This is a genomic window from Alteromonas sp. CH_MED4-4 (assembly GCF_037029575.1).
Classification (GTDB): domain Bacteria; phylum Pseudomonadota; class Gammaproteobacteria; order Enterobacterales; family Alteromonadaceae; genus Alteromonas; species Alteromonas macleodii.
The window spans coordinates 272,107-291,685 of sequence record NZ_JAYMEU010000002.1 but is presented as its reverse complement, the minus strand read 5'-3'; the positions used below and the strand labels follow the sequence as shown (position 1 = coordinate 291,685).

Sequence of the window (19,579 nt, the reverse complement as noted above, 5' to 3'; positions counted from 1 at the left end):
ACCTTGTTAACTTGATTGTTCAATTCCAAGTTTGGCACATTGCGATGCCGTTTGAGGGGGGAGACCATTCCATCGTTGACCCAATAAAAAAGGCTTCGACGATATCGTCGAAGCCTTTAGGCAAGCAGAGGAAGCCCTTTAGATCGCTAAGGATAGAGAAGGACCTTAATCATTCCGGCTTTATGAAACCGCAACGACTGCCTTTCGCTTGTCTTCTTTTGAAAATTGCAGCGCGTTGTTCAAATTATCAAATTCAAACACGTTAGGTATTTCGACAACCAACGTTTGCGCAGCAACTTGCTCAAGTAGAGCCTCACCGTCTTTCACCAAACGCTGCCACTGTGACAAATCGCCATAATCATGCAGCGACAACAACACCCGCACCGTCCACACCGGGAATATACCCTTTTTCCCAGTCGCGCGGGTTATCATCGATAAACTTCCAGTCAACTGGGTTAATGCCAATAGCATAGTTGCGCACGACAATACGCCCTGCCTTCGGCTCAGAAAACTCGCGCACCTGTTTTACCAGCGATGCGCCAGCTTGTTCAAATTGCCAAACGTTAGCTTGCATAAAAGCTCCTTAACACAGTGATTTTTCCGATTAGTCCCACGCAGGTGAAAAATCTGGGTTAGCTTGACGGTCGCCACAATCTAGCGCGTCAATCTTTGCGATATCGTCAGCGCCTAAGGTAAGTTCAAGCGCTTTGAAATTGGTTTCCAGGTTCTTGCGCTTAGTCGTTATCTAGCGGAAGCTCTACACCTACTGAGAACATGTGTTGTGCAAGCTTATCAAAGGTATTTGTCGTCATTATGACCTCCCTACGCGCTCGTTGTGTTATTCGCCGTATTCGCAGTACTGAGTGCGCGCTTGTCTAAGTAGCCGCTGTAACGTGTAACAAGTAACGCTGCAACAGAAATAATTGCGCCAATCCATGCGGTATCAGATAACTGCATGCCGTCTACAATTGCACCGCCCAGAATTGAACCCACAGCTATGCCAATGTTAAATGCCGCGATATTTAAACCTGAAGCGACATCAACAGCATTAGGGGTAAACTTCTCTGCTAATTGAACAACGTACACCTGAAGTCCTGGAACATTGCCAAAGGCAAAGGCGCCCCACACTAAAACGGTGATCACTGCGGCAACTTTACTGCCCATGGTAAACGTCAGGGCAAACAAGATGACTGCAAGGGCTGAAAAGATGATCGTTAACGCGCGGATTGGGCCTTTTTTGTCAGCAAGCTTGCCGCCATAAATATTGCCTACCGCGACAGATACACCGTAAACCAGCATAATTAAGCTGATGGCTGAGGGCGCAAACCCCGCCTCTTCCTGCAATATAGGAGCGAGATAGGTGAATGCCGTAAATGTGCCGCCATAGCCCAATATCGTCATTAGATACACTAATACCAGACGAGGCTGAACCAACACCTTCATTTGTTCACTCAAGGTGGCCGGTTTACTTTGTTTAAGGTTGTTCGGTACCAGCAGCGCACTGCCTATTAGCGCAAGTGTGCCAAGCGCGGAAACCACAAGGAAGGTTGCTCTCCAACCGAAGTTTTGACCAATCCAGGTACCCAAAGGTACGCCAGTAACCAAGGCTACGGTTAAGCCCGTAAACATAATGGCAATAGCACTGGCTTCTTTTTCTTTCGCCACTAGCCCTGTAGCAATAGTTGACCCTATGGAAAAGAACACACCGTGCGCTAAGCCTGTCAAAATGCGAGCTAAAATTAAGCTCTCGTAGCTAGGCGCTTGCCAAGCGAGAATATTACCAGCCACAAATAGCGCCATTAAGCTAAGCAGAACATGCTTTCTATTCCACTTTCCCGTAAGGGCGGTAAGAACCGGTGCGCCAACGGCAACACCAACGGCATACAAGCTTACAAGTAAGCCTGCGCTCGGTAACGTAACGCCAAGATCAGTAGCAATGGTGGGGACAAGCCCCACTATCACGAACTCTGTTGTGCCAATAGCAAACGCACTTAACGTTAACGCAAATAATGCAATAGGCATTTCAATTATCCTCAAAAAGTAATTAACGAGATGGCTTGATTAACAACGCCACCATTGGCTTCTAGAACGAACAACTACACCGTTTTTTGAAAGCCATTAATAAAGTGTGTACAGTTTGACGATAAATTTATTTGCAAAAAACAGCACTAATGACAAAATACTTTTGCGATATTTGAAAATATAAGGTGTGCGATGCCAGTCTCATCAAAAACTGAAGATTTAGAAGCGTTCCTAACCGTTGTGGATACAGGTAGTTTTTCCAGTGCTGCCAATCTACTCAATCAGCAGGTTGCAAAAGTGAGTAGAGCAGTTACCCGTCTTGAAGATGGCTTAGATGTAACCCTATTGAATCGCACTACCAGAAGGCTGGAATTAACAGAAGAAGGTGAGCTTTTCCTGCAATATGCCAGAGACGGGCTAAATATATTAGAAAAAGGTGAAGAAGCATTACGGCTATTAAAACGCGCCCCTTCTGGAAAACTTCGGGTCGATGCTGCGAGCCCGTTTGTGTTCCACCAGCTAGCGCCGTTAGTGGGTGAATTTCGAGAAGCATTTCCTGACATAACACTCGATATCACCAGTCACGACAGCATTATCGACCTGTTGGAACATAAAACCGATATCGCAATACGTATTGGTGATTTAAGCGACTCTAACTTGCACGCTCGACGTTTAGGAAAAAGTAAGCTGCATATTGTGGCAAGCCCACAGTATCTTGAAAAATATCCCATATCTGAAGGTGAGGATGGAATTAGCACGCTAAACAAACACAAACTGATTGGCTTTAGCGACTCACCAAGTCTAAATAAATGGCCGCTCAAGCAAGATATTAACTTGCAGTACAGTCTTCGTGCGTCAAGCGGCGAAACTATTCGCCAGCTGTGCTTGGCAGGTCAAGGTATCGCGTTACTTTCTCACTTTATGGTACACAAAGATATCAGTGCAGGCTCGCTGGTAGCGCTATTTCGCGACGATATCGTCAGTCCAAACCGTAGAGAGTCGGTACAAGCAGTGTACTACAAAAATAGTGCAGTATCGTCTCGTATCTCTGCGTTTTTAGATTTTATACAGCCTCGACTAACCCTTTAACTTACCTTTATTTCGCGTGGCCTTTACCTAATATTTTTTTAAGTGTGCTTTGGGGGAGGCCATTTACTATTAGCGCGGCTATCATCAATATTGCGCCGGCCATAACCATAGGCAGCAGCGTTTCTTTAAGCAATATCACAGAGCTTACATAACCCACTATCGGCGTAAGTGTACTAATAAGTACAATTTTATCTGGTGGCAATTTAGGCCCCGCTGCTACCATGAGGCCAAAACCGAGACCCGTTGCCACTGGCCCAATGTACGCCAATAGTAACCAATCGCTTATATCGTAAGCCCCAAAATTAGGTATTGGTTCAACTATCAGTGCAATAGCAAGCATGGCGAAACCTGCGATGGTAAACTGCCAGAAGACAGCTTCAATGACGCTACCTTTCCATTTATGGAAAGACACCCTACGAATAGCGACCGCCCACAATGCAGACGCTAACAACATTCCGAACAGCGGTAGCCATGCGCCCGGTTGTCCCGAAGCAAATAAAATCATTGCACAGCCAATGGTAGATATACCGGTTAGAATTAATCGCTTAGAAGGCGGACGTTGCCGATACCATAGAGTGTCGATAAGCAGCATCCAAAGCGGTGTAGTGTAAATAAGAATACTGGCCGTGCCCGCAGGGATAAACTGCAGTGAGACAGTAATAAGCCCCATTGATAAGATAAACTGGAAAAACGCAACGACAAACACCACCGAGCGATCTTTACGGTTGAGCACCGGTAAACGTTTTTTGGTGATAAGTACAAACAGCGCAAGTACAGGAAGGCTTAACAAGAAGCGCAAGCAGACCATCCATACAGGCCCTACAATCTCAAGCCCTAACTTCATGCCTGGCCAGTTAAGTCCTAAACACAACACCGCAATCAAAAGCATTTTAATGCCTTTTGATTGCTCTTTTTCCGCCACCGATGATGAAGACATGCGTTTTAAAAAATCCAATTACACGAACTGCGTTAAGAGAAGTTTCTACCGCCTGGTAAGCTGAATGTAGGCGGAGAATTTTGAGGGCGCAAATATAAGTGAATTAGCAAGGGATTAAAACCTTCCTGACCGTGTAAACACGCCAATTTATCGACCAAATGGTCAACTTTTTAAAACCTTGTGGAAACTTTGCTATACGGGTGGTTAATCACTGATAAACACTATGACTTATAGGTACAATGCAACAGACAGCAGCTTCCGCTCCCCTTTTTCTATTTTGCTAACGCTGTGCATGTACTTATCTGGCCGAAAAAAGTAAATGCGGTTAAAGAGATTAAAGATGACTTTCTCTGCCCAAAATTGACCGCCGCGCTTAGGCTTTTTTAGTACTACATTAAATTTAAAGTAACGCCCGCTGCCCATAGGGTCATTATGTTCTAACACGCTATGACCCTCTTTGTAGGTAACCACATTTATAGCAAATCGTTTTGATGAGATTAAAGCCTTGTTGAGCACTTTAGCCATGCTATTTCTACCTTGATTGATGGGGACGTGTTCTAATTTAAACACGCACGGCTATGGTCTGGAAGCGTATGCTGAGTTCAGATAATGCTTTGATATACGCGAAACGTATATGCCTAGGATTACAAACACTAGGCTAAGGTGGGGTTTGTCCACTTCATGATTTTAGCGTTTTCTTTTTGTACGCTGTTTCCATTACTCTTGTCATGCCCGTCATTACTACTTTTTACGGTGTAATAGTTTTTGCGGGTTTCTATATGCTGAAACCCCGAGCTCTCGTAAAGCGCAATAGCAGTATGGTTACTTTCACGCACTTCTAGCCAAATTTCACGCATTGCTTTTTTCACTGATGTCTCAATAACAAAATCAACTAAAGCGCGACCTATACCCTTGCCTCTAGCGCCACTGTCTACCGCAACATCCATCAGCGTGGCTTCATCAACGACTTCAAGCATAATGGCATAGCCAATAATCTTGTCATCATCAAAGGCGAACACTCCGTAATAGGGTTTGGTGAAACAGTCTGCGAAGGTACTTAGTTTCCAAGGCGACACGTGTGCCTCTTGATGGATAGCATGCGCAAGTTCAATATGCTCGTTAAAGCCTTGTGGCGGTACGATTATTAACTTCATCGACGCGACTACTGTCCGTTAGCGGAGTGGTTTAATTCGCGTGCTGCGCTGATAAGCTGCGCCCACAGCTCCCGTTTATGCACAGTTGTAAGTTTAAGCGGTGTGGCTGGCAATATAATGGCCGCTTCGGTTACCGATAGCGTACGGCCAATCATTATGGTGCTAGCCCACTGTGACGGTATACCCAACTGAACACAGGCTAGCTGCAAGTCTTTTAGCCATTGCTGTGATTTCGCTTTCTGTTCGGCACTTAACGGAATACCTTCAGGCGATACCGGCCCTTTTACGCCAGTAGGCTTTGTTGAAGACTTATGCGAGGCAACTGCATTGTCGTAAGACGTAGAAGTGTTGGGTGACTGTGAAGCAGCTGTTTCGGTTTGCCCTACTTTCTCTTCATTTTGCGACGTGCCAGGCGTAGAAAGTTTTGCTGCCCCACTGTCTTTAGGATTAGCCTTATCTTTCGCGCTACTGCCAACATTTGCTCTCAACTGAGCAAGCCGTGATTGCTTTTCTTCTTGAGATATTGGCGTTGAAGGCGGCTTATTGATTTGCGCGTTTTGGCTGTAGGGTAATTGTGTCGATGAACTACTAGCAGTGCCGACGTTGCGTTGTACTGCATTAGTGTTGTTTTGTTTCGCTTGGTCTTCCTGCTTTAGCTCAGTGTAGGCTTCTTTGGTGATCCAAACCGGGATCCCCATTTCCTGTAAAACCGCCTGCTGATATGAAGTAAGAGACATTGCGTAAAAACACCTAACGTGGATAGTTCATTATATTTGTTTAGTTTACTAAAGTTGCAGGCTTGGTTGAATAACTATCGCGTTCTTTTGCTTGGATTGTACTTGCTCTTTAATGCTCAAGCGTTAATTCATAAGGGTTGATTCTTAAGCATTATTCGCGAATTTATAATGCCTGGCCCTTGGTATAAGAAATGAAACAGCTGCAGCAAATTAAGCACTAGCAACAGAAACCAATAGAATTTAAGAAGAATTTAACAAAGAAACGATTTGGGATTTGAACGTAAACGTTCACAAGAAGAGAAAGTGGCAGGGGTGGAGGGACTCGAACCCCCAACCATCGGTTTTGGAGACCGCTGTTCTACCAATTCGAACTACACCCCTAGCGCGCTGTGCATTATACGGATGACATTAAAAAGGTAAAGCCTTTTTATCACTACCATGCACTGCATGCTTAATTAACACGCAATGCGCTGTTTTTTCAATCGAATAACACCAAATAGGCTTTATCCATCACCTGTGTTTTGTCTTATTGCTCGCTTTTAAACCGACTTCTATGCAGCGTCACTTTTAAATGCGGAGCAGTTTATGCCAATTAGACCTTATTGGCGTTAAGCGCAGCAAACCACAGGTCATTAGTGATAGCGACAATCTCGGTGTGCAGATCAAATTTCGCTATCGCGTCGTGCTCATCGATATTCATTAGCTTGGCGTAATGCTTAACGAGCTCTCTACTTTCATTGATTTCAAGTTTATTGATAAGGCAGCAACTTGCTAAATCGAAGTAGCGGTTTCCCATGGCGGCATATTCCCAATCAATAATCTTGAGTGAGTTATCTGCGCTCAGTAATAAGTGATTAGTTAGCAAGTCATTATGACATAACACATAGTCGTCATCGTCTTGTTCACTTTTTATTACTTGTTTCCGCAATGATTGGGCTTTTAGATAAAGCTCACCGCTCATATCGAGCTGTGCAACATTAATATAATGCTGCCATCTTGATGCTAAATCTAATGGCCTAGCGGTAATGGGCAAAGAATGAATACGAGCGAGGGTGTTGGCCAGCTCAAGCATTGAAAGCGTCGCACTTTCACTGTGCTCTAGCCACTGCTCAACCCAGATGGTTTCATCATCGCTTAACCATATAGGTTGCGGCGCTACTCCCAACCTATAAAGCTGTTGCTGCAAAGCAAATTGGTGCGCACGATTAACCCCACTAAAGTCATCATCGCCCATCCATTTCACCGCTAAGTCGACAGGGTTATGATCCGATTTTGGTTGCCCACTACTTTGAAGGTTATTTGCAATCAAGGGTAACTGACTATCTGCGAGCTCTTGAACGCGGTAAACGTGATTTACCGCTCCAGCAGGGTGTGACAAAATTTTCGCACTGTCACTAAGATTAAGCGCCTTTTGCAGCGTGGCGATGATATCCAACCTGTTCACCTTGTTTTTTATATTGTACTAGCCACTGGTAATACCCAAATACCGCAAAACCAACGTAGCCTAAGAACAGGCAAGCAGATAATGCATAACCCACTTGCAGGTATAAGTATGCGGACGCTAAATTGATGAAAAACCAATAAACCCAGTTTTGCAGGATTTTATGCGCCACCATAAATGTTGTGACTACACTCAATAAATTAATGCTCGCATCTAATAGTAGGTACTCACTATTGAACTGTGAGCCTGCCACCTCAGACAGAACCCAAGCGAGCAATAACATACTCGGCACAATGAGCAAATGAGCCCAGAACGGCCAATGAAGCACTGGCTTAACATCGCCATCTTCCGCCCCTTTCGACCACTGATAATAACCGTATCCCGCCATTATCATATAAAAGAAGTTAAGCGCAGACTGAAATGGCAAAGTCACCTGCCAAAATAGCCAGGTGTAAATTGCGGTACTCACAAAAGCGCACAGCCAACACCAGCTGTTCTGTTTTGCGGCTAACAGCACATAGGCAATAGCGAGGACAACCGCTACCCACTCTAAAAGCGAAGTAGCGGCAATTTGTGAGGTAAACTCAGAAAAAAAGTTAGCCATTAAGATGATTTTCTAGATTGCATGGCATCAAAGTTTAAAAACTTAGCAACGAAAATAGCCTGCCCCACTTCTTCATGGGTCCTTTGCATTTCTTCGCCAAGTACTTTCATAACCACGCCATAGTCACCTGTAACCTGCGTGCTGGTTGAGCTTGTTGAAACTGCAATATCACTATAGCTATTTAACCTATCAATGAAATCTTGAATAGGTGGAATGTATTCGTTAACCAATGGGTACAACGACAGTTCAACCATAACTTGCATGTCTGTTTCCTTTTATTTTAAAACGCGTACTTAACAGTAACGCCAAACTGACGACCGTTACCTATTTGGTAATATGGCTCATCGAAGGCATACTCATCGCGAGGGTCGTTGCTGAAACCACCGAATCCACGGGTGTAGTACTCACGATCAAAGGCATTTTGTACCCACAGTGATGTCTGCCAATCACCGTGTAACACCACAATCTCCGAATTAACCAGCGTAGTACTTGGCGAGGTTACATCATGGCCGTCAGAAAAACGGTATTCGCTTTTGTAATCTACATCTACACGCCAGAGCATGTTATCTGTAAGTGCGTACTCACTATACAGGTTTGCGGTCCACTTAGGTGATTGAGCCTGCCTTTGCTCAGACACTTCAGTACCGTCTGCAAGCGTATACCCTTCAAAGGTAGCGCTTAGATATCCAACACTTGCATCTAGCTGCCATGCATCACTAGCAATCCAGCTAAGCTCCAGCTCGGCTCCTTTGTTTGTTCCTAAATCAGCATTATCAATAATGTCTACGAACCCTGCCGTACCGTCATCACGAGTGATAACGTCAAAATCGCTCACCTGAGTATCTTTTCTATCCATATAGAAAATTGCAGCACGAGCAATTAGGTCAGGCGTAAGTAATGGGCCCTTTACACCTATTTCGTAGTTCCAGTTATATTCTTCGTCGAAGAATCGCTGATTGTCATTCACGCGGCTGTCGGGGTTAAAGCCTGCACCTTTATATCCGCGTGAAATACTGCCGTAATAGAAGTGATTGCCCTGCGTATACTGAAGCGCGACTTTCCCGCCTACCATGGTGGTGTCGAACGCGCGAGTAAGTTGGTTGTTATCAGCGTAATCAAAATCGTAGTTTTCTACTCTTAACCCTGCTACCAGTACTAAATTTTCGTTCAAACGACTTTCAGTCTGAGCATAGATAGCGGTCGTCGTAGGCGTGTATTCACTGGCAAAGTCACTATCCAAATAAGTGTATTGACGTAGCAGCTTTTCTTCCGTGCTTTTATAAAACACGCCTATTGTCCAGTCAGTCATACCATCAAAAAGTGCGGCACTGTCAGACGACACGAAACGCATCTCGCCGGTCTGTGTTTCTACATCGCGATAATAGGCGTCAAAAGACGTGTAACCCCACGGGTGAAACCCTGTGAATGTCCAGTCTTCATCGTAGCCATAAGCAATATTGTGAGAAGCATGGGTGGCAATTAGAATAAAGTCGCCCGCTGCTGTATTGGTTGTAGAGCGCGCGCTAACAGCGTGGGTTTGGTGTTCGTCAAATCCTGGTTCATCAGACAGCGTTTTGTTGTCATTGTCTAGCGAGAATGCATCGTAACCGTTATCGATATCGTACCAGCGATAAGTAAGTGCAAGTGTGGTTCGCTCATCTACGCTGCCTTCAACGGCAAAGCGCAGTGCGGTTTCATCGATATTCGCGGTATCGCTTCTATTCAAGAACGTATTTTCTACAAAGCCATCACTGCGATTATGAACCAGCGCAACACGATAGCCCCAATCCGTGTTGATATCATCACCAGTGGCGCCTTCAATACGGTAACTCTCTTTGTTCCCAATGCGGGCTTCAACGTAGTCTGGGGCGTCGCTACCCACGTCATTACTGGAGAGTTTAACCGCTCCGGCCAATGCACCTGTGCCGTATAAGGTAGCCTGAGGTCCGCGATATACCTCTAGTTGTTTAGTATCAAAAATAAGACCTGCCGCAGCAAGGCCTGAAAAATCAAATTCATCGACGATAAAGCTTACAGAAGGATTGATAGGCTCGGCGAACTGACTACGCTCTCCAATACCGCGAATTTGCACGAAGCGGCCGCGAGACGCACCAGCTGCAAAGTTTACGTTTGGAATACTGTTTAGCACACTGTCGATATGGCTCGGCTGTCTACTGCGAAGACGCTCTTGATCTAAAATGGTCGCGCTAGCACTTAACTGGTCGAGTGTAGTTTGACGAAAATCACCAGATACGATGACGCGCTCAATATCTGATGGCGTGCTATCTGAAGTGTTACTTACATTGGTTTGTTGCGCATAGGCCGCAACGGAACTAGCAAGCAGTGAAAGTGTGAAAAGTGTTTTATACATGGGATCTCTTATTCTTATTTAAGAAAAAAGATCCGGGTCTAACGGCAGGTGATAAGGCTATATTGTGAACCATCCCTACGCCGGTATTATCCGGATCAGGTTTAAGGGTTCCCACGAATGTGGATCTCAGACCGAAAACGGACACCCCTTGGTATAGTGTTGCGCTGCTAAAACTAGCAAACTCAACTTCTGCGACGGAGTCTACCAGTTCGATACACGCCGTCAAGCAGATAAGACGTTAAGCTAACGTAAGGTTTTATATATGATATAAGGCGTTGAAAGCTTAGGGCTATTCAGCGTCAATATTCATATTTAGGCGACGTACTTCATCGTCAGTTTGTGCTTTTAAACCTTCCAACGTTTTGCCGTGTGCGGTTGGTTGACGCGTATCAGGGTCAACCTTTACGAAAACGATATCGTCTGCAAAACAGATGGTTTTCTTGGTTGCTTTGTTGCGTACCAAGCAGCTTACGGTAATAGACGTACGGCCTACAGCTTTAGTTTCTAGACCAAACTCTACGATATCACCCTGCATAGCCGGTGATTCGAAACTAATTTCACCAATATGCTTAGTTACCAAGCAATTAGTTTCTAGCTGACAAATAGCCCAAATTGCAGCTTCTTCGTCTATCCATTCTAACGCGCGGCCACCGAACAAAGAATTGGCGTAATTAAGGTCGTTTGGCATAACTAGACGCCGAGAAAGAAAGCGCATTCGAATTCCTCATAATAAATCGCTACTATAGCGTTAGATTATACCGAAAAAACTGATTCATGGCGCTAACTCAATTACGCGAATGGCTATTAGCCCCCTACTTTGAAAATAGCGGCGAAAATGGCTGCAAAAAAAGCTCTCACGCTTCACACTTATCAAACGTGACTTGCCCGCTTCACCGGAGAATGCTTGTAATATCTGGCAATGATGATTTTTGTGAAGCTGCCATACGTAGCGTTCAAGCCTTTGTAGATGAAGTTTCATCTATAAGCGTTGTGAATTTTGCTGGCGATACACTTAAGGGAAAGAACCGCAAACAAGTACTGGGGAGCGAATGTGACATTGCCACATTAGACTGTCGCGACTCATTCAAACCTGGCGACGTGATGGCAGTGGCGGGGATCGTTAAACGCAGTGGTTGTTTAATACTTATTTGCCCTGCATTGAGTGAATGGGTCAACAATATTTCGGTCTCGTTCCTGTCGAAGGGGTTTACGCTTACACAAAGTCGATACCTCGAACGCTTTATAAAGCACCTGCGTAACAACGACTACGTGGCATTTCACACTGAAGAAAAAACCACGCTTCCAGATACGGCTATGTACCGTATTAGCGAAGGCTTAACATCAAACGTCTATAGAGGCTCACTATTTAAATCAGAAGAGCAAGAGCAGACATACAGTCGTTTATATCAAGCACACTCACTTAATAAACTAAACGCGCTAATTACTGCCCCAAGAGGCAGAGGCAAGTCATCATTATTAGGTATATTCATTGAAAGCCTAATCAGACAGGGTAAAAATGTACTATTAACCAGTGAACGCTTCGATAATGTGAAGAACGTACTTTCACGTATTCAACAGCAAGAAATAGCCGGTGTCAGAACACAACAACCATCCACCGCTAACATTCGAACACAACTAAGCCTTGGTGATAAGAATAAGACAACGACATTAGGCAGTGTAAAATGGGTGCCCCCTGACAGTACCTTGTTATATTCCACAGAAGATGAAAAGTATGACGTTGTAATTGTTGATGAAGCGGCTTCAATCCCCCTCCCGGATGTATACCGGATTATAGCAAACCACAAGCAGTGGGTGCTTAGTACTACGCTTTTGGGTTATGAAGGCTCAGGCAGTGGCTTTATTCACAAACTCATCCCTAGTTTACCGCCTTCTGCTATTCATTTAAGACTATCAAGGCCGTTACGATGGTTCGAACATGATCCCATTGAAGCTTTTTTCAATACGACTTGTTTATTTGAGAACAGAGATGCGGCGCGCAATATTGGCAAGATTAATTTCAAAAACAGTATTAACCCACAGATAGATTACGATTTTTCCATAAGTTCGTTTAAAAGCATTTCCGAAGAGGCGCTTCAGCAAATAATGTCGCTACTTTCATTAGCCCACTATCAAACTACGCCCGATGATTTTATGCGCTTGATGGATAGCCCGGATGTACTTGTTGCCATACTTAAATTCAACGACAACGTGATAGGTGCTGCAATCATAAACGCTGAAGGTAGCGACTACCTGAACGATACCGCATTGGGGATTGCGTCTGGACAACGTCGTCCTAAAGGGCATTTAGGTGCGCAAAGACTTGCTCTGTTGTCTGCTGATGCAAAAACAGCAACGTTTAGATATTGGCGTATTAATCGTATTGCCGTCGATACGGTGGCGCAGAGTAAGGGTATGGGCAGTTACTTGCTACAAAGAGTTAGTAATGAAGCCAAAAAGCAAAGTATTGACGCTATCTGTACTTCTTATGGAATGACACAAAAGTTAGACAGCTTTTGGACAAGAAATGGATTTGAGATTGTAGACTATGGGCGAAAGCCTAATAAAGCCAGTGGCGAAACCAGTGCACTAGCGTTATATCCTCATTCCAACAGAGCAACAAAACTGCTTTCTGAATTGGTAGCACTAAAAGAGAGCTTTCAATTCGATAACCAGTTAGACAACGTGCCCATTAGCATACTGACAATCTATGTAGAAAAGTTAGTACATTTTACCCAAGGCACACGCACTTTAGATGATGTTTGGCCGATATTACATAAAATTGCGCGTTATGCAGAGACTCACCCTACACCAAGCGCAAATACTCAACTGAACAAGCCAAATAACACAATACTGTATACGCTATGGCGTCTTGTTGAAATCATTAACACGAAGCGCTTTCTCAGAAAAGTACTTACACATTCAGATATGAATGCGAAACAACTTGTTTCTACATTCAACGAAGAAAACCTAAAAGCAAGTGGGTTAAAAGAAGTCACTATTGTTATAAGAGAAGCAATTCTGCCTGCTTTCAAATAATAGAAAGTCTGTAGCCTGAAAGTACAAATAATCAGCTTAGCGTAGAGCCACTATACCTGCGTTAACAAGCCGCTATTACGAACATTTTAAATACCGCTGAGAGGCTAATGATTTATGCGGATTGGTGTTAAAGCCCTATAAATATAATCCTATTCGAGAAAAGCTCACTTACTAAATTAAGGGCAAAAAAAAGCCTCCCAAAGGGAGGCTTTTTTGCTAAAACCACATATTAGATACTAATACCGCGGTTCTTCGCTTTTTCCTTGATATAAGGTTCCCACGCTGCAGCGTTGCGGCGTAGAGAGCGATCTTTCTTAGCTTCTTGTACGTGCTTGTAAGCAGACTTGAAGTTACCTGCGTAGAAGTTCGCTTCCATTAACGTGAAGTGAATCTTCTCAGGGTTTTCAGCGCCACGCTCTAGAGCATTCTCTAGTGCTTTGATAGCGCCTTTATAGTCTTCTGCTACAAGTAAAAGCGTACCTTGTTTACGATAATGCTCAGGGTCTGAACTCTTAGCCGCAGCTTGTGCATACAAGTTTGCCGCTGTTTTAAAGTTTTTAGCCTGGTGATATGCATTAGCAATGTTTGCAATCATATCAGCATCGTTCTTCAACAAGCCTTCTTTCATGTGCTTTTCAAGAAGCTTAGCAGCCTTATAAGGCATACCGTTACTTTGATAAAGCTGAGCAAGCGTCTTTATTTCTGACTCTTTCTCTAGATAGCCTTGCATATAAGCAAGTTCTAGCGTTGAAAGACCTTTCTTATAGTCTTCAACTAAGATGTAGAAAAAGCCAAGACGTGACCACCAAGTTTTTTCCTGAGGGAAAGTTCTAACAAGATCTTCCGCCACAGCAACCGTTTCAGGGTACATCTTACGCTCGTAGTAAGAAGTTAGCTTTAATACATACGGGTTTTTGTTTGGCTCTTCATACAAACCAATCGCTTTGTCTGCTGGCTCAACCATCTTCGCTAGTTGCTTAGATTCAAAGTAAGCCTGTGCCAAACGCGTATATACGTCTGCGTCTTCTTTACACGTGAAGTCCATCCACTTGTTATACCATTTAATGGCATCAGTGTACTTCTCTTCCTGCATGCTCAAATCACCTAGTAATTTAAGTGTTTGAGAGTGTTCAAGGTCGTTTAGAACTTTTGGTTCAACTGATTCAACCAAATACCCTAAAGCTTTACCACCTTGACCTTCTTGCGCAGCAAGTAAGTTACCAATAAAACGCTTTACGTAAGCTCTATCGAAATCGTCAGATGCGTCGATTTCGTAAAGTACGTTTAGTGCTTCATTAACTTGGTCTTCATTGTAGAACTCAAAAGCTTTCTGAACTTTTTTACCGGTACGCTCACCTACAAGCGTTGTTTTTCCTTTCTCATATCCAGGACAAACAACAGGTGCTGACTGCGCTAGGGCAGCGGGTGCTGAAAGCACCGCACCTGCGCCTAGCACTAAAGCAACGGCTGACATTTTGAATGTACGTTTCATCATGATCATTGCTCCAGTTTAAAGTCTAGCTGTACGAACATGCCAGGTTGTTTAACTGGCTTGCCATCAACGATCTTAGGCTTGTATTTCCACTTACGTAGAGCACGACGTGCTTCACGGTCGAATACGCGCTTAGGTTCAGCTTCGATAACTTCGATATCTTCAACACCACCAACTTCGTTGATAGTGAAAGACAGTCTTACCCAACCTTCACGGCCGTCACGGGCTGCATCAGGTGGATATTTCGGGTCGATACGAACGATAGGTGTTGCTTCACCATCACGCTGCATTGCACCAACACCACCGATGTTTACACCAACACCACCTGTGTCGATAGCTGGAATAGCTAAGCTAAAGCCATCTGCATCAGGTTCCGCTGTTTCCGGCTCTACTTGCTCCATTTTAGGAGGCTGTGGAGGTGGCGGTGGTGGTGGAACACGAGTACGCGTTTGCGTCTGGTCGTCTGGTTCCTGCATTACAATATCGATAACCGGTGCAGGCGGTACTTCGTCTGCTGGTCTAGATGAATTTTCAATCAACTTGGCCATTAGAACGAAAAGGGCAAATGCAACACCAGCACCTAAAAGTATAGATACAATTATACGTAACATCTTATCCCCTTGCCGCTACCGAGACTCGGTTAACGCCAGCGGCTTTAACCTGATCCATAATCTCAACTACTAAACCATGCTTCGCTTTTACGTCAGCTTGAATGATTACGTAGTCAGTAGGCTGCTCGGTAAGCAGTCTTTCAATATTCGCTCTTACGCTGTCCGGCGCAACTTCACGCTTATCTAGCCATACATTTCCGTCTTCAGTTACGGCGATGAAAATGTTTGCATTTTTGTGAAGAATCGCCTGGCTCGCATCTGGCTTGTTGACTTCGATCCCTGCTTCTTTAACGAAAACAGTGGTAACGATAAAGAAGATCAGCATGATAAACACGATATCCAACATGGGCGTCATGTCGATCTGTGCATCTTCTTCCTCGGTTCTGACTTTTCGAGCCATAATCTCTCTCTCTAATGATGTGGCAGGCTATCAACTAGCCCTTCTCTTGCCAGCTTCACTTTCGCTTCAAGACGTGAACTGATGAACAGTCCAGATAGCGCGGCTACCATTCCCGCCATTGTCGGGATCGTTGCCATAGAGATACCAGCTGCCATTAGACGAGCGTTGCTGGTGCCCTGTGTTGCCATTGTCTCGAAAACACTGATCATACCGGTTACTGTTCCAAGTAGACCGATTAGTGGACACATTGCAATAATGGTTCTGATAATCAGCATTCTAGCGTTAAGGTCGTCTGACGCTTGAGAAATCCACGCGTCACGGATTCTATGCGCATACCATGATGTGGTATCTGCTCGGGCATCCCAATTCGCGATGATGTTTTTCTTCACCTTTGGGAAGACCGAGGTTAAATACCAGTAACGCTCAATCATTAAAACCCACATGAGAAAGAGCGCGGCAGCAACGAAGTATAGTACGTCACCGCCGGTAGCGATAAAGTCCCTGACCGATTCGAATAATCCAATCAGGTAATTCATATTACGCTTTCTCCGACTCTGAGTGAGCAGCTACGATACCCGCAGTTTGCTCATCAAGAATGTGGATGATTGACTTGCTACGAGAAGCTACGATGCTGTGAGTAAGGATTAGAGGCAGAGCCGCGATAATACCTTGAGCAGTAGTTACAAGAGCCATAGAGATACTTCCTGCCATCATACGTGGGTCACCTGTACCGAATAGTGTGATGGTTTGGAATGTCTCGATCATACCTAGTACTGTACCTAGTAGACCTAGTAGAGGAGCAATCGCTGCGAAGATCTTGATAACGTTAATGCCGCTTTCAATTTTTGGAAGCTCGCGAAGAATCGCTTCATCAAGTTTAAGCTCAAGGTTTTCTGCATCAGCAGTCTTGTTCTCTTGGTAAACTTTAAGGATACGACCTAGTGGGTTACCTTCTGAAGGATTGTTTACGTTCTTAAGCTGTGAACGCATTTTTCCACCAGTGATCGTTAGTGTGATCATTTTGTAGATACCAATTAGTAGGCCAATCGCAAGCATAATTGTGATTGTGTAACCAACTGGACCACCAGCATGATAACGCTCAGACATTGTCGCTTTTTGCTTCAATAGACCAAGGATTGCACCTTGAGAAGGGTCAGCAAAGAAAGGAACAAAACCAGAAGTAGCGCCGATTAGTTCGTCAGCAGAAGCTACAAAGTGACCATCTGGTTGACGACCAAGAGGCTGAACAACTTCAGCTTCAGCGTCATACGCTAGGTAACCAGCTTCACCAACAAGGTTGAAAGTACCAACACGAACAACTTCTTGCTGTGAAGAACCGCCGTCAAGGTTAACAACTTCAGTAGTGAACTTAACTACTTCACCGCCTTCAGTCATTTCTTTCTGAAGAGCAAACCATAGGTCTTCAAGTTCTTTAATGTTTGGAAGACCTTTAGAGTCTTCTGACATTTCAGCAAGGAACTGACCACGGCCAGGGAATTGTGCACTTACGATTGATGTAGAGATACGGCCGTAAGCTTCAGAAGATGCTTGACGTACCACACCGAACATTTCACCAAGTGTACCTGTAGCTTGGTCTAGCTCAGCAGCTTTCTCGTTTAATGTAACTTCGTTGTCTGAGAATTGCTTCTGTAGACGGTCACCACGAGCTTGTTCAGCTTTAAGATCTGCTTGTGCTTTGCGAAGAAGTGCTTGCTTGTCAGCACGTGCTGATTGGAACTCAGCTTCGCGTTGCTTATCTAGGCGAGCTTCAGAAACGCGGTTCTGTTGAACCTGGTCTAGAAGATCTTTCAGGCTCTTTGCTTCCTGAGCCTGCGCTCCGGTTGCTGCAACTGCAACTGTCGCAGCGGCTAAAAGAGATTTGAATACTGGTTTCATTAACAATTACTCCGCTGCGCTAATTGGTAGTTTAATCAGATCCGCAGGAATGACGTTGTTAGCCATTTTAACTGCGTCAACAACTGAAGACAGATACTCGTCACCCAGTTTTTCCCATGCGCGGCTTTCGTTGTTCCATACCCATGCGTGAGTTTGGTCTAGAGAAAGTGCAACTAGCGCCGTACGACCTAGGTTAAAGAAGTCAACAGTAACTTCTGTGCCTGCGTCGTCGATAGTACCTTGGTAAGAGTTGATCTTAGTACCGTATTCAACTTCAACTAGGTAAGCTTCTAGTACCTGACGGAACTGTTCTGAAACAGTTACGTTAGAGTTAGCCATAAGGTCGCGAAGACGCTCAACACGCTGTAGACGCTCGTCTAAGTGAATTGGACGGTCTAGCTTGATGAACTGCTCTAGGCTGTCGATCATGCGGAACATAAGAGGAACGATGCCCTGCTTAGTTTGTTCGATGCTGTCGATCTGACGTTGTAATGAATCGATACCGCGTTGCTGGTCTGCAACTAGGCTTGCGATGTAATCGTTGTAGATTTTAAGGTTTTCTGTCTCATCTACTGTTTGACGATACTCAACAAGTAGTTCTTGAGACTGTTCAAACAACGTATTGATTTTTTCTTGAGATTTCGCTGCAGCCGCGTGGATTTTCGCTTCTTCTTTATGAAGATCTTCAAGCGTATCTGCAGAGACTGCGCTACCTGTTAGTGCGAATGCACCCATAACAGTAGAAGCAATAAGAGTTCTCTTGCTCATTTTGGACATAGTTCCCAACCAAATTTCTTATTTGAATCCTCGCCGATAGGAAAATATTCGGGCAAGGGGCGTATAAAACTTTCACAATTTTGTTTCAGGAATGTAGCGCCGACGTCAATTGTCAGTACTACGAACGTATTATACTCACATGGAATGTTACGTTTAGTCAAGTAACACACTGTTTACACCTAGTAGATTTCATTCCGTCTGCCTAATTTGTGTTCATTAGCAGTGCAGATTTCATTCCAAAATAATGACATCAGACAAGAATAGAGCATCACTGACACCTTAATCGATTAACTAACAATCAATTACCAAGTTTATTTAACAATTTATCAGCGCGCATTTCTGGCTACTCGCAGAAATTAGATATGATTTTTAACCTAGATGTTACTTGCTATTAAAAGAAGGACTAATCATATAAACTTCATGAAAAATCCAAAATACAGACGAGTATGCAATGACATTCACGCCAACTCACCACATTACGATTGAGAACAAACCCCTGTGGATCTTCGACGACCTTTGTACTCAGGCAGAAGCGGAAAGCTTATTCAAAGGTTTACAAGTAAGCGCGTTCAAGCGAGACGAAATTGCTAGACCTGATACACAAGAATATCGGCATTGGGCAGTGAATCTAACATCTGAGCAAATTAGAACCCTTCCCGTATACCACAGAGCGATTGAGGCCATTCGCGGTATTACAAAACAAGATTTTAGTGCTTATAGAGGATATGTGAATCACGCATCGTATGGAGATATGCTTTTTACGCACACAGATTGTGCACCTGATGCGAATGAGTTCACTGTTTTGGTTTATATTGCACCTGAATGGGACATTGAGTGGGGAGGAGAAACGTTGTTCTATGACAACAACGACGATTGCTTATTCGCGTGCACACCAAAACCTGCTCGTGTTGCAATTTTCCATGGTGCGATCAAACACGTCGGTAGACCGCCCAATAGAATTTGTTACACGCCCCGTTACACCCTGGCGTTTAAGCTAGAAAAAGTGTAACTA

At 44.3% G+C, this 19,579-nt stretch carries 21 protein-coding genes, 1 tRNA gene, 1 pseudogene and 1 riboswitch; of the genes and pseudogenes, 3 read left to right on the top strand and 20 right to left on the bottom strand.

What is annotated here, in order from left to right; genetic code table 11:
• Positions 1-180: 180 nt before the first annotated feature.
• The 4 genes and pseudogenes from WA381_RS02835 to WA381_RS02820 all read right to left on the bottom strand — a co-directional run bounded on the left by WA381_RS02835 (position 181) and on the right by WA381_RS02820 (position 2,022).
• Positions 181-372, bottom strand: coding sequence for a hypothetical protein (locus WA381_RS02835; protein WP_231506428.1), 192 nt, complete (start codon positions 370-372; stop codon positions 181-183).
• Entirely contained in the window at positions 359-574 is a 216-nt protein-coding gene (locus WA381_RS02830) for a hypothetical protein (RefSeq protein WP_231506427.1), read from the bottom strand. The genes WA381_RS02835 and WA381_RS02830 overlap by 14 nt, the downstream gene beginning before the upstream one ends.
• A 30-nt stretch (positions 575-604) precedes the next feature.
• A pseudogene (gene dkgB, locus WA381_RS02825) lies at positions 605-742 on the bottom strand (2,5-didehydrogluconate reductase DkgB); the annotation flags it as partial.
• An 80-nt stretch (positions 743-822) separates the two neighbouring features.
• Entirely contained in the window at positions 823-2,022 is a 1,200-nt protein-coding gene (locus tag WA381_RS02820; protein ID WP_014948716.1) for an MFS transporter, read from the bottom strand.
• 192 nt (positions 2,023-2,214) lie between these two features.
• Here WA381_RS02820 and WA381_RS02815 point away from each other — a divergent pair, with 192 nt between their 5' ends.
• Positions 2,215-3,111 carry a LysR family transcriptional regulator gene (locus WA381_RS02815; RefSeq protein ID WP_014948715.1) on the top strand — a complete coding sequence of 299 codons (897 nt, stop codon included), beginning with the start codon at positions 2,215-2,217 and terminating at the stop codon, positions 3,109-3,111.
• 7 nt (positions 3,112-3,118) lie between these two features.
• On the opposite strand, the gene WA381_RS02810 is transcribed toward WA381_RS02815, so the two are convergent.
• From WA381_RS02810 to WA381_RS02765, 10 genes are all read right to left on the bottom strand, one after another.
• On the bottom strand, positions 3,119-4,048 hold the full coding sequence (locus WA381_RS02810; RefSeq protein ID WP_156086085.1) for a DMT family transporter: 930 nt from the start codon (positions 4,046-4,048) through the stop codon (positions 3,119-3,121).
• A 228-nt stretch (positions 4,049-4,276) separates the two neighbouring features.
• Positions 4,277-4,573: a hypothetical protein gene (locus WA381_RS02805; protein ID WP_014975948.1), complete on the bottom strand. Its 297-nt coding sequence runs from the start codon at positions 4,571-4,573 to the stop codon at positions 4,277-4,279.
• A 128-nt stretch (positions 4,574-4,701) separates the two neighbouring features.
• The gene (gene rimI / locus WA381_RS02800; protein WP_156086084.1) at positions 4,702-5,202 is read right to left on the bottom strand and encodes a ribosomal protein S18-alanine N-acetyltransferase; all 501 of its coding nucleotides are present in this window, start codon (positions 5,200-5,202) and stop codon (positions 4,702-4,704) included.
• Positions 5,203-5,210: 8 nt separating this feature from the next.
• A complete protein-coding gene (locus WA381_RS02795) occupies positions 5,211-5,939 on the bottom strand; it encodes an alanine acetyltransferase (RefSeq protein WP_156086083.1) in 729 nt (242 codons plus the stop codon).
• A gap of 304 nt (positions 5,940-6,243) precedes the next feature.
• Positions 6,244-6,320: transfer RNA gene (locus WA381_RS02790), tRNA-Trp, on the bottom strand.
• A gap of 211 nt (positions 6,321-6,531) precedes the next feature.
• Complete coding sequence (locus tag WA381_RS02785) at positions 6,532-7,383, bottom strand: phosphotransferase (RefSeq protein WP_231506426.1); 852 nt, start codon at positions 7,381-7,383, stop codon at positions 6,532-6,534.
• The gene (gene pnuC, locus WA381_RS02780) at positions 7,340-7,984 is read right to left on the bottom strand and encodes a nicotinamide riboside transporter PnuC (protein WP_039226441.1); all 645 of its coding nucleotides are present in this window, start codon (positions 7,982-7,984) and stop codon (positions 7,340-7,342) included. Before pnuC ends, WA381_RS02785 begins: the two co-directional genes overlap by 44 nt.
• Positions 7,984-8,247 (bottom strand): hypothetical protein, encoded by a 264-nt coding sequence (locus WA381_RS02775; protein WP_014948708.1) that lies wholly within the window; start codon positions 8,245-8,247, stop codon positions 7,984-7,986. The genes pnuC and WA381_RS02775 overlap by 1 nt, the downstream gene beginning before the upstream one ends.
• Positions 8,248-8,264: 17 nt before the next feature.
• A complete protein-coding gene (locus WA381_RS02770; protein WP_156078056.1) occupies positions 8,265-10,355 on the bottom strand; it encodes a TonB-dependent receptor in 2,091 nt (696 codons plus the stop codon).
• Positions 10,356-10,410: 55 nt separating this feature from the next.
• Positions 10,411-10,514, bottom strand: a riboswitch (TPP riboswitch).
• Between the two features lie 130 nt (positions 10,515-10,644).
• Positions 10,645-11,070, bottom strand: coding sequence for an acyl-CoA thioesterase (locus tag WA381_RS02765; RefSeq protein ID WP_012517742.1), 426 nt, complete (start codon positions 11,068-11,070; stop codon positions 10,645-10,647).
• A gap of 59 nt (positions 11,071-11,129) precedes the next feature.
• Between WA381_RS02765 and WA381_RS02760 the strand changes: the two genes are divergently transcribed.
• Positions 11,130-13,391 (top strand): GNAT family N-acetyltransferase, encoded by a 2,262-nt coding sequence (locus WA381_RS02760; RefSeq protein WP_156086081.1) that lies wholly within the window; start codon positions 11,130-11,132, stop codon positions 13,389-13,391.
• 229 nt (positions 13,392-13,620) lie between these two features.
• Here WA381_RS02760 and WA381_RS02755 read toward each other — a convergent pair whose 3' ends face one another.
• From WA381_RS02755 to WA381_RS02730, 6 genes are read right to left on the bottom strand one after another with little or no spacing between them, the layout of a single operon-like run.
• Entirely contained in the window at positions 13,621-14,886 is a 1,266-nt protein-coding gene (locus WA381_RS02755) for a tetratricopeptide repeat protein (protein ID WP_156078054.1), read from the bottom strand.
• A 2-nt stretch (positions 14,887-14,888) separates the two neighbouring features.
• Entirely contained in the window at positions 14,889-15,494 is a 606-nt protein-coding gene (locus WA381_RS02750; RefSeq protein WP_156086080.1) for an energy transducer TonB, read from the bottom strand.
• Position 15,495: 1 nt separating this feature from the next.
• The gene (locus tag WA381_RS02745) at positions 15,496-15,894 is read right to left on the bottom strand and encodes an ExbD/TolR family protein (protein WP_012517737.1); all 399 of its coding nucleotides are present in this window, start codon (positions 15,892-15,894) and stop codon (positions 15,496-15,498) included.
• Positions 15,895-15,905: 11 nt separating this feature from the next.
• Positions 15,906-16,430 carry a MotA/TolQ/ExbB proton channel family protein gene (locus WA381_RS02740; protein ID WP_012517736.1) on the bottom strand — a complete coding sequence of 175 codons (525 nt, stop codon included), beginning with the start codon at positions 16,428-16,430 and terminating at the stop codon, positions 15,906-15,908.
• A 1-nt stretch (position 16,431) separates the two neighbouring features.
• Positions 16,432-17,790 carry a MotA/TolQ/ExbB proton channel family protein gene (locus tag WA381_RS02735; RefSeq protein WP_156078053.1) on the bottom strand — a complete coding sequence of 453 codons (1,359 nt, stop codon included), beginning with the start codon at positions 17,788-17,790 and terminating at the stop codon, positions 16,432-16,434.
• Between the two features lie 6 nt (positions 17,791-17,796).
• Positions 17,797-18,558, bottom strand: coding sequence for a DUF3450 domain-containing protein (locus WA381_RS02730; protein WP_014948702.1), 762 nt, complete (start codon positions 18,556-18,558; stop codon positions 17,797-17,799).
• A 460-nt stretch (positions 18,559-19,018) separates the two neighbouring features.
• Here WA381_RS02730 and WA381_RS02725 point away from each other — a divergent pair, with 460 nt between their 5' ends.
• The gene (locus tag WA381_RS02725; protein WP_014975937.1) at positions 19,019-19,576 is read left to right on the top strand and encodes a 2OG-Fe(II) oxygenase; all 558 of its coding nucleotides are present in this window, start codon (positions 19,019-19,021) and stop codon (positions 19,574-19,576) included.
• Positions 19,577-19,579 lie beyond the last annotated feature (3 nt).